This is a genomic window from Pallidibacillus pasinlerensis, assembly GCF_009996845.1.
GTDB classification, from domain to species: Bacteria; Bacillota; Bacilli; order Bacillales; family Caldibacillaceae; genus Pallidibacillus; species Pallidibacillus pasinlerensis.
In genome coordinates this window covers 1-10,237 of the sequence record NZ_JAACYS010000093.1, presented here as the reverse complement: position 1 = coordinate 10,237, position 10,237 = coordinate 1, and the positions used below count along the sequence as shown (strand labels likewise).

Here is a 10,237-nt window from a genome sequence, read left to right as displayed (position 1 = left end):
GTTCAGGAAAACATTATAAAAACTTTATATTGAAACGTTACGATGACATTGGAGTGAGAAGGAAGGTAAATAAGGGATGTCTTGACGTTGAGAAAACTAGGGAAATGTTCCACGTCAATAAGCCAGATATCATCTCGCATGAAAAAGTTAAAAATCTTCTTAACTAGGAAAGGAGCATAGAAATGAGAGAATACTACTTAGAAACAAATAATATAAGTAAAAGATTTGGAAAACAACTAGCGGTTAATAACGTTTCATTAAAAGTTAGGAAAAATACAATTTATGGACTACTTGGGCCAAATGGTGCAGGGAAATCAACAATTTTAAAAATGTTAACAGGGCTTTTGCGTCCTACAAACGGAGAAATCATGATTAATGGTCATGCATGGAATAGAAGTCACTTAAGGGAAATCGGAGCTCTTATTGAAACACCAGCTCTATATGGAAATTTAACAGCACATGAGAATTTACTCGTCCACACAAAACTACTACATTTATCAGAATCAAGAATTAAAGAAGTGTTAGACATTGTTGGTTTAGATAATTTAGGAAAAAAAAGAGTATCTCAGTTTTCCTTTGGAATGAAGCAGAGGTTAGGAATTGCGATTGCATTACTAAATAAACCAAAGCTATTAATTCTCGATGAACCGACCAATGGACTTGATCCTTTAGGAATTAAAGATTTACGAAAAATTATAAGATCTTTTCCATCGCAAGGGATAACAGTTATTTTATCTAGTCACATATTATTCGAAGTGAAACAATTAGCTGACGATATAGGCATTCTTCATAATGGGCAACTGAAATTCCAAGGTGAAATAGATCAAAATAAAGATTTAGAAAGATTCTTCATAGAAATAGTCAGTAGTTGATGAAGGGTGGTTTGAGCTATGTTAAATATTATAAAATCGGAACAAATAAAATATAAACGAACTGTTTCAAAAAAGCTTATTTACATTGCACCTCTGTTCTTTGTTATTTATGCAGCAATTACGTTTCCGATAACTAGTTCAGTTGATTATTATGTATACACTGTATTCAATTGGTGGCCATTATTATTTATGCCGTTGGGGACAGCGTTACTTTCTTCACTCTCGATTACGAGGGAAAAAAAGTCGGGAAATGATAAAGCTATTCGTTGCCATGATATTAGTATGATGCGTTTCTGGTTGGGTAAAGTTATTGTCATAGCTTTTTATCTGTTACTGTCTACATTAGTACTACTCATTATACTATTACTATTCAAAATAATACTCCCGGATATTATAACCTCCGTTTTTGTTGTGATAACAGCTAGCTTTACAATTTGGTTGACCTCATTGATTTATATACCAATCACATTGTTTTTAGCAGAGCAATTTGGAATGGTGCTCTCGATTATTGTTAGTGTGACGGGGATTGTAAGTGGTGTTGTTATGGCTTCAGAATCATACTGGGTGTATAATCCGTGGAGTTGGGGAATGAGGTTAATGGCTCCGATTGTTGGTGTTCATCCGAATGGGGTACCGTTGGAAAATGGGAACTCATTATTAGATCCTTCAGTAATTCCAACAGGGATTATTGTTTCTGTTTGTCTTTTTATATGTTTATCATATGTAACCGCCTTTTGGTTTTCGAAAAAAGAGGTGAACTGAAATGTCATTTTTTAAAGTTCTCTCCTCTGAATGGATAAAAACAAAAAGGACATCGATTCGGATAATTGTGTTTACTATACCGATTGTTTATCCAGTCTTTATGCTATGGTATTTTTCTAGTTACAATCATGATTCATTATGGCAAATAAACATTTATAATGGATATTTTGAAGTGCTATCCATATTTTTACCTTTTCTCATCTCTTTAATTACTGGTCTTTTTTCATTCCAAGAAGAAAGGGCAGGAGGTTTTTATAATTTATTAGTTAGCTCAGTTTCAAGAAAAAAACTTTACCTCGGAAAACTTTCCTTAACTACTTTTTTCATAATAGTTGATTTGGTTATCTCAACTATTTTAATCCTTTTAGGAATGAAATACATTTTACACGTTGAAAAAATACAATATGAATTATTTATGCAAGGGGTTTTATTGACGTTAATAGGGTCATTAATATTAATTACCTTACATTTGTTCACGAGTTTTGCCATTGGAATGGGGACATCAATTGCTATTGGGGGAATCGGCTTTCTTATTTCAGCTATTATTGGAGCAACGGTTTTAGGAGATAAGATTTGGCCATTTGTTCCTTGGGCTTGGCCTGTTCGACTATCCCAACTACCTATGTTAAAAATGCCAGAGATAAGGGATAATTTTGGTTTGCAAATGTCAGAACTTTACATTCAAGAGCTAATAAAAGGGTTACTCCCAGCGATTGTTATATTTCTAATTGTAACCATAATTAGTGTGTTTTGGTTCAATCGTTGGGAGGGGAAGCAGTCGTATGAGTAATCAACGATTTGGATGAAAAGAGGTTGGATAAAATCAGATGAAAAAGTTAATATTATGTTTTTTGCTGATTGCTCTCGTACTCATAACTGGCTGTTCGATTTTAAGAGATATAAAAGAAACAGCTACACACAATATGCTTATTGAAAAAGAATTACCTAAGTATGAATTAAATATGGAAAATTTCAAAGAAATCAGCTACGAAGGCAAAACATATGAAATAAGTGAAACAGAGGTAGCCTTAAGCGATTTAAATAAACCAGTCGGAAAAGTCTCAAAAAGTATTACTATTAATGATGATGGCGAGATTCTAACAAAAAATGATCTAAGAAAGATTGAAGTTATTCCTAATGATAATGATGAGAAAAGAGTTTACCTAAATTTTGGTTGGGTGTATAGCGTTAATGGTATAGATCAGGATAAAAAAGTCGCAGTAGTTATAAATAATAAGATATATTTATCGAATATAAAAAAATAAATTATATTAGTTCGATTTTGATTAAAGTCTCCTTGTAATTTGATTCGAATCTCCTCTCGAATTCAATTGCAAGGAGTTTTAATTTTAATTATTAGTGTATGAGCTACAATTTCGTTATCTACCGATATAAACAATTAATATTTCCATATCATGTCAAATAAATTAAAAAATAATGAAAATATGAGTAATTTAGACAAAAACCTTAGAAAAACATTAGAATTTCTTTTTATATATTACATGAAAAGAATATTTTTAGGATTTAACTACTCGAATTGAGAGGAGAAAGAAATTTACTCTCAATAACAGTAGTTAATCAAATATATAGTATAAATAGAAAGGAGGCATTAAAAATGGCTAAGTACGATGACTTTGACTTAGACATTGTTGTTAAAAAACAGGATAACTCAGTACAACCAAATATTACTAGTAAGTCTCTCTGTACTCCAGGTTGTATTACAGGTGTTTTAATGTGCTTTACACAATCCTGTGCATCATGTAATTCTTGCGTTCGATGTTAATCTTCTGAATTTATTTAGTCATAAACATCATGATTTATTTATCGCCAGCTTCAATGCTGGCGGTAATTTTATAATATATATTTTATCCAATAGTAGTTTCAGTAAAATATGCTTTAACCAATTCTTGTATTTCAAAACTATTCAAGGCAATGTATATAATTGTTTGCTAGCTAGTGCAATAAGATAAAAGAAGTTAAAAGATGTACTTTCATTCTTTGAGTGATTATTAAATTTGTAATTCATTTTATGAAGTGTGAAGTACTGATTGGAGGATTTGTTTTATGAGTAAATTGATTTACAAAGATATTGATACGTTTATGATTAGGACATCAACACTGTCTATGGAGAATTACTCTAAATTGTTTGATAAACAACTTTCTGATCAGGAACTTAATACTCATTTGTTAGAGATTTGTAATAATCCTGTCTTTAGGGAAAGTATATTGGTTGCAAGTAAAAGTTTATATAATAAACTGAATGATTTTTGTGATGGCAAAAATATTAAGAAGTATGATTATTTTCTTAGAGCAGTTTATAAATATTTAATAAGAATGTGCACGAGACCTACGCCGTTTGGTCTGTTTGCAGGAATAGACTTTGGTGAATATACAAAAGATAATACTTCCATTAAGCATGGCCACAATAATTATAAAAAATTTGCTAGACCCGATTTAGAATGGTTGATGAAGATTGTGAACCGCATAGAAAATACTCAGTTTGAAAAATTACGTTTTAAAATTAACGATAGTATATATTTTAAGGGAGAACGTGCATTCTTATTGCATTCTACTTTAAAAGAGAACGAAAAGAAGGTTAGTGAGATTAGTGTCAGAGTGACCTCGCCGTTTGAACTAACGTATAAATTAGCTAGTAACTTTATATCCTATAAAACGTTAACACGTACCTTAATGGAAAAATTTCAAAATACCACTCAAGATAGAATTGAACATTTTCTGAAACAATTAATTGAAAATGAGTTTTTAATTTCTAATCTTCGTCCCCCTTTAACAGTAATGGATCAACTTGATTATTTATTAAAGGAATTGAAAAAATGTAATATTGATGAATTAATTTCTGAATTAATAGATGTACAAAATTATATTGAGAAATATACTAGTACACCTTTAGGTGAAGGTGAAGAAGTTTACATGGAATTGTATAAGAAAATGGTTAAGTTGGCAAAAACTAAACATGTACTGCAAGTTGATACGAAACTAAATCTAATAGAAAAGAAGTTAAATAAAAAAATAATAAAAGATTTAAATCAATTGCTGAGTATGCTGTTGTCGTTTTCAATGACGTATTATGAGGCAGATACTCCATTTTCAAGATATAAGCAAACTTTTATCGAAAAATATGGTGTCGATAGAGAAATACCATTATTAGAGATGCTAGATAATGATTTTGGTATAGGTGCCCCTACAGATTATGAGAATCCTAAAAACTCAAAGATAGAGACTTCTGTTACTAATAATATTATTGATGAGGAACTAAAGCAGTTCTTATTAGCAAAGTATGTAGATGCAGTTAAAAATAATGAGAGTATAAAATTATATGATAAAGATATAAAAGAATTAGGCTTAGACAACTATGATTTTAATAGTATACCTGATTCCGTAGATGTTAATGTGATTGTCAAATATGATTCTGAGGACGATTATATTAATAATAAATATAAATACTATCTCGGTCCAAATTTAGGTGCTACTCATGCTGGAAAAAGTTTTGGCAGATTTTCTTATATGATGGAAGGCGAGAAGGAATTATTTGATACATTAAACGATGAAATTACGAATTTAAATAATGATGATTATATAACATGTGAAGTTGTCTATTTACCTAGTGAAACAAGGAATGCAAATGTCACAAGGAATATTCATAGCAGTCAATATGAACTTGCACTATTTACAAACAGTAGTAAGGATGAATTTCATAGACTAAGTTTAAATGATATTCTAATCGGTATAGAAAATGATAAGTTTTATGCTAAAAGTAAGGCTTTAAATAAAAAGTTAATTATAACCATGAATAATATGCTAAATACGCGAACAGCCCCAAATGCAATTCGTTTTCTATATGATGTAAGTTTAGAAGGGAAAAAGATTTGGTTTAATTTCCCTTGGGATACGATCTATAATGACTATCCCTTCATCCCCAAAATTGAATATAAAAATTTCGTTATTTCTCCACAAAAATGGGTGTTAAATAAGATTATCAACAAAAAAAGGAAGTTAGATTTTCGAGAATTTCGGTATCATTTTGAAAAATTCATATCCGATTATAATGTCCCGAAATATGTTTACTTAACATTTGCGGATAATAGGATACTTATCAATACGACAAATGAATTTTGCATTCGTATACTTCATCATGAATATAATAATAGATTAGGAAATATTATATTATGTTCTTTTGAAGAAGCGAATTATAACATAGTAAATGATCTTGCAGAGGAAGAGTATATATGTGAATTAGTTATTCCGTTAGTTAAAATTAAAAAAGAAAATAATGAAGTATATCTTAAAAACAAAAAGTCGAATAGTGTTTCTAGTATAGCTGAAACGAGATTGAAGTTACCGTTTGAGGATTGGATGTATTTAAAATTGTATGGCATTAATTCGAGTGCGGAAGACTTAATTGCATTCCATATTTCAGAGTATTCACGTGACAAATTGACTAAGGGAGAGATTGAAAAATACTTTTTTATGCGATATGCAGATCCAGAACCACATATTAGATTAAGATTTAATTCAACTGAAAAGAAACTATTAAATATGTATCCAGATATAAAAAAATGGTTACGATCCTTGATTGAAAAAGGCTTGCTTAGTCATTTTACTATTGATACTTATGAAAAAGAAATAGAACGCTATGGCGGAACGAAATTAATAAACTATGCAGAAACTTTATTCTGTTTTGATAGCATAGTAGTAGAAGATATATTGAGGCTAAAGCGATTAAAAAGTATTAATTTTAGTGACGAAGTTATTGGGATGATCTCAATCATTCATTATATGGAACAATTTGGTTTAGATTTTGAAAGCCAGTTGCATTTTCTACAACAGCAAGTAAATAAATCGGATTACCGTGATGATTTCAAACAAAACCGATCTTATTATATGAATGTATGTAATACAGACAATAATTGGGAAGGATTAAGGGGAACTGATGAGGGGGAATTGTTACTTAATATCTTAAATCAGAGAAACACAATTATAAAAGACTATGTAAGTGAGATTAGTAAAGGTTTGGAGACTTCATCAGAGTTATCGATTTTGGATAGCGTAATACATCTACATTGTAATAGATTATTTGGTATCGATCGCGATTTTGAAAATAAGGTTCGAACATTAGTCTCACATACTTTATATGCATTGAGATATATTAAGAGGAATAGATTAGTATTTCAATAATAAAGTGAGCCAGAATCTTAGAGTATCATCTCATTCAAAACGTATTGTTAAAATAATACTTAATAGCTGGAATAAAAATCTAGCATGTGGGGATTGAATTAATATGAATATAAAAGAATATGATGATCACGTCTCTATGAGAGACATTATTAATTCAATAAAGATGGTTCCTAAAACGTTAGCTCTCATAAAGAATGTGAATAGAAAAAGTTTTTATATAATTATTTTTCTTAGTTTATTAATGGGGATTGCACCAATTATTACATTATTTGGTTCTCAAAACTTACTAAATTCGATTGGATTCAAAGATATTAATATTATCGTATGGGCTTTAATATTCTATATTTCTGCCAATGTATTTAGTGAGATAATTAGTAGTTTTACAGAATATTACCAGAGTAAATTTCAAACCTTAATTAATTACAAACTTAATCTTAAAGTAATGGAAAAGTGTACAAAATTGCCTTTGGAACATTTTGAAAATGCCGAAGTTTATGATAAGTTACAAAGAGTTCAAAATGAAACACCCTATAAACCATTTGAAGTCTTTGTATCTATACTAAGTACAATATCTGCCATCGTGACTCTTTTTTCATCAGTTATGATTTTAATTAACTGGAAGCCTTGGGTTCTAACAATATTAATCATTATACCAGTTATTTTTTCGTTTTACTTTTTTAAAATCGGTCAACGAGAATTCAATGTAAATTGGTTGCGTGCCCCTGAAAAAAGAAAATCATGGTACTTATCTTACTTAATGACTAGAGATAATACATTTAAAGAAGTAAAACTTTATAATCTTTCTGGATATATATTAAACCAGTTCAAAGAAATAAATAAAAAATTTGTAAGGCAGGATATTAAACTATTTAAAAGAAGAACAGTTTTCACGTTTATATTTGAAATAGTTGAACAAATATGTATAAATATTGTGCTAGTGATAGTTATTCTCTCAGCATTAGCAGGAGAAATACTTGTTGGTACGGTTGTTGCGCTTATCCAAGCTTTAAATTTGATTTCTAATAATTCAAGAAAAATATTAAATACAATTCATTCTTTGTATCAAAATAACCTATATATTAATCAGTTTTTCGAGTTTATGGAATTGAGTGAGGAAAAAATATATATAGAGGATAAACATTCTTTACGTATAGAAAACATCGAAAATATTAAAATAAAAAATTTAACATTTAGTTATCCAACAAATCCTAAAGTTGTATTAAAAAATATTAATCTTGAGATTAGTAAAGGTGAAAGAATAGCCATTGTTGGTCCTAATGGATCAGGAAAGAGTACTCTGATTAAATTATTATTAAAACTATATATCCATGAAAATGATAGTATCTATTACAACGGAATATCTATCAATGATTTAGATACTTCACAACTGAGAAAAAAGATTGGAGTGTTATTCCAAGATTTTGTCAAGTATGAAATGAAATTGAGAGAAAATGTAGGCTTTGGTGATATAACAAGAATTGAAAATGATAGAGAACTAAAACAAACATTAGAAAAAGCTCATGTGGATTTTATATCGGATTTAAATACTCAGTTAGGTCTATGGTTTGTTGATGGTGTACAGCTTTCTGGAGGACAGTGGCAAAAAGTGGCTATAGCTAGAGCGCTTTTTAGGGATGCGTCTTTGTATATTCTAGACGAACCAAGTTCAGCGCTAGATCCTTTGTCAGAAAAAGAAATAATTGATATGTTCATGAATATGACAAAAGATAAAATAGGCATATTTATCTCACATCGATTAACTACGGCAAAGCTTGCTGATAAAATTGTAGTAATGAATGAAGGAGAATTAATAGGGATTGGAACTCATCATGAACTATTGAATAATAATGATATTTATAGAAGGATGTATGAATTAGAAACTTTACAAAATGAGGTGGAATATGGATATCTCAGTGAAGGAGCTAGTTTGTAATATAGCAGAAAAGTTATCAGATTATGAAAAAATGAAGTCAATTGTTAATCAACCTAATAATTTTATTAAAATTGGAAACAAAACTATCAATCCTTATAATGATTTGAGTTTAAGTCATGGATTGCCTGCATTATGTGCACTTTACGGTGAATTATCCGAACAATACCCCGACGGAGAATGGGATAAAATTGGACATCGATATATGATGCGGATTGGAGAACAAATTAATCAATATGGTTTTACCTCATTATCTATGTTTAGTGGATTGTCGGGAATCGGGCTTGCAGCTACATGCTTATCTAAAAAAGGGACTCGATACCAAAACTTTATTTCTAATATCAACAATATTATTAGTGAAAAAGCTTATGGAATAATTGAATATTTAAAAATGAAAAGGTTTCCGAACATGGAAGATTATGATTCAATTACTGGATTAGCGGGAATTGCAAGTTACAGTATGCTTTTCCCAAAAGAAATGGAAAAAACCATTTCTGGCATTTTAGAGTATATAGTAGAATTGTGCCAGGATAAGCAAATTGGAGAATTGCAAGTTCCAGGATGGTTTATCCCTCCTGAAAATTATTTTTCAGAAAGGGATAGGAGTATTTCATCTGATGGTTTTTTCAATATTGGTTTGTCCCATGGAATACCCGCGTTATTAATTATATTAAGCAATGCGAAAGAACTTAATATTTATGTAGATGGACAGGATGAATGTATCAAAAAATTAGCAGAATTTCTTATCAAGTATCGTATTAAAGAAGGGGATAAGGTGTATTGGGGTACACATGTAACCCTTGAAGAATTCGAAAAAGGTACTATTATTAATAAATATACAAGAGATGCATGGTGTTACGGATCTCCAGGTGTAGCATACTCATTACTAATAGCTGGAAAAACATTAGAAAATCAATCGTATATTGATTTTGCAGTCAATGGTTTAGAAATGGCTAGTAACCGCCTTTATGATATATATTCACCTTCATTTTGCCATGGTTTATCAGGTGTTGCTTATATTTGTCAAAGATTTTTTGAAGAAACGAATATTGATTATTTTAGAAAAAGATCACTTGAATTAGCTAATGATATCTTAGGTTTTTATAAAGAAGAGTATCCTTTTGGTTTTAAAAATATTGAAGATAGTGAAGGTGAAAAAAAGTATTATGATTATGTAGGTTTAATTGATGGGACAGCAGGTGTTTTATTAACATTATTAGCTATCATAAACGGCAAAAAAACCTCTTGGGATAGTGCGTTTCTATTATCGGAAGTTTAAAGTTACTTATATTGCATGACCCTTTAATATTTAGGAAAATCTATATGAGGCATGATCACCTATTAAGAAAGTCAGTTCTTATAACTGATAATATTAGGGGATCATGCTTCAATTATATAAGGCTTTTTAATGTAAGTTGAAAAGAGAAAAATATAGTTACAATACAAGGAGTTTATTTGTATTTATAGTATTTTAATT

Annotated in this window: 8 protein-coding genes; all 8 read left to right on the top strand. The window is 29.8% G+C overall.

The window, feature by feature from the left end; translation table 11 throughout:
* Nucleotides 1–182: 182 nt before the first annotated feature.
* Entirely contained in the window at nucleotides 183–872 is a 690-nt protein-coding gene (locus GW534_RS14750; RefSeq protein WP_161921751.1) for a lantibiotic protection ABC transporter ATP-binding protein, read from the top strand.
* 18 nt (nucleotides 873–890) lie between these two features.
* Complete coding sequence (locus tag GW534_RS14745) at nucleotides 891–1,634, top strand: lantibiotic immunity ABC transporter MutE/EpiE family permease subunit (RefSeq protein ID WP_161921750.1); 744 nt, start codon at nucleotides 891–893, stop codon at nucleotides 1,632–1,634.
* A 1-nt stretch (nucleotide 1,635) separates the two neighbouring features.
* A complete protein-coding gene (locus tag GW534_RS14740; RefSeq protein WP_161921749.1) occupies nucleotides 1,636–2,424 on the top strand; it encodes a lantibiotic immunity ABC transporter MutG family permease subunit in 789 nt (262 codons plus the stop codon).
* 37 nt (nucleotides 2,425–2,461) lie between these two features.
* Nucleotides 2,462–2,899, top strand: a complete 438-nt coding sequence (locus GW534_RS14735) for a NisI/SpaI family lantibiotic immunity lipoprotein (RefSeq protein WP_161921748.1) — start codon at nucleotides 2,462–2,464, stop codon at nucleotides 2,897–2,899.
* Nucleotides 2,900–3,249: 350 nt separating this feature from the next.
* A complete protein-coding gene (locus GW534_RS14730) occupies nucleotides 3,250–3,417 on the top strand; it encodes a gallidermin/nisin family lantibiotic (protein ID WP_161921747.1) in 168 nt (55 codons plus the stop codon).
* 281 nt (nucleotides 3,418–3,698) lie between these two features.
* Nucleotides 3,699–6,830 (top strand): lantibiotic dehydratase, encoded by a 3,132-nt coding sequence (locus GW534_RS14725; RefSeq protein WP_161921746.1) that lies wholly within the window; start codon nucleotides 3,699–3,701, stop codon nucleotides 6,828–6,830.
* Between the two features lie 103 nt (nucleotides 6,831–6,933).
* The gene (locus GW534_RS14720) at nucleotides 6,934–8,763 is read left to right on the top strand and encodes an ABC transporter ATP-binding protein (protein WP_161921745.1); all 1,830 of its coding nucleotides are present in this window, start codon (nucleotides 6,934–6,936) and stop codon (nucleotides 8,761–8,763) included.
* Nucleotides 8,732–10,039: a lanthionine synthetase C family protein gene (locus GW534_RS14715; protein WP_161921744.1), complete on the top strand. Its 1,308-nt coding sequence runs from the start codon at nucleotides 8,732–8,734 to the stop codon at nucleotides 10,037–10,039. The genes GW534_RS14720 and GW534_RS14715 overlap by 32 nt, the downstream gene beginning before the upstream one ends.
* Nucleotides 10,040–10,237 lie beyond the last annotated feature (198 nt).

What these genes read in the sequence shown, in the direction of transcription:
- GW534_RS14730 (WP_161921747.1), top strand. Translation starts at nt 3,250, where the DNA reads ATGGCTAAGTACGATGACTTTGACTTAGACATTGTTGTTAAAAAACAG.
- GW534_RS14725 (WP_161921746.1), top strand. Translation starts at nt 3,699, where the DNA reads ATGAGTAAATTGATTTACAAAGATATTGATACGTTTATGATTAGGACA.
- GW534_RS14715 (WP_161921744.1), top strand. Translation starts at nt 8,732, where the DNA reads ATGGATATCTCAGTGAAGGAGCTAGTTTGTAATATAGCAGAAAAGTTA.
- GW534_RS14740 (WP_161921749.1), top strand. Translation starts at nt 1,636, where the DNA reads ATGTCATTTTTTAAAGTTCTCTCCTCTGAATGGATAAAAACAAAAAGG.
- GW534_RS14745 (WP_161921750.1), top strand. Translation starts at nt 891, where the DNA reads ATGTTAAATATTATAAAATCGGAACAAATAAAATATAAACGAACTGTT.
- GW534_RS14735 (WP_161921748.1), top strand. Translation starts at nt 2,462, where the DNA reads ATGAAAAAGTTAATATTATGTTTTTTGCTGATTGCTCTCGTACTCATA.
- GW534_RS14720 (WP_161921745.1), top strand. Translation starts at nt 6,934, where the DNA reads ATGAATATAAAAGAATATGATGATCACGTCTCTATGAGAGACATTATT.
- GW534_RS14750 (WP_161921751.1), top strand. Translation starts at nt 183, where the DNA reads ATGAGAGAATACTACTTAGAAACAAATAATATAAGTAAAAGATTTGGA.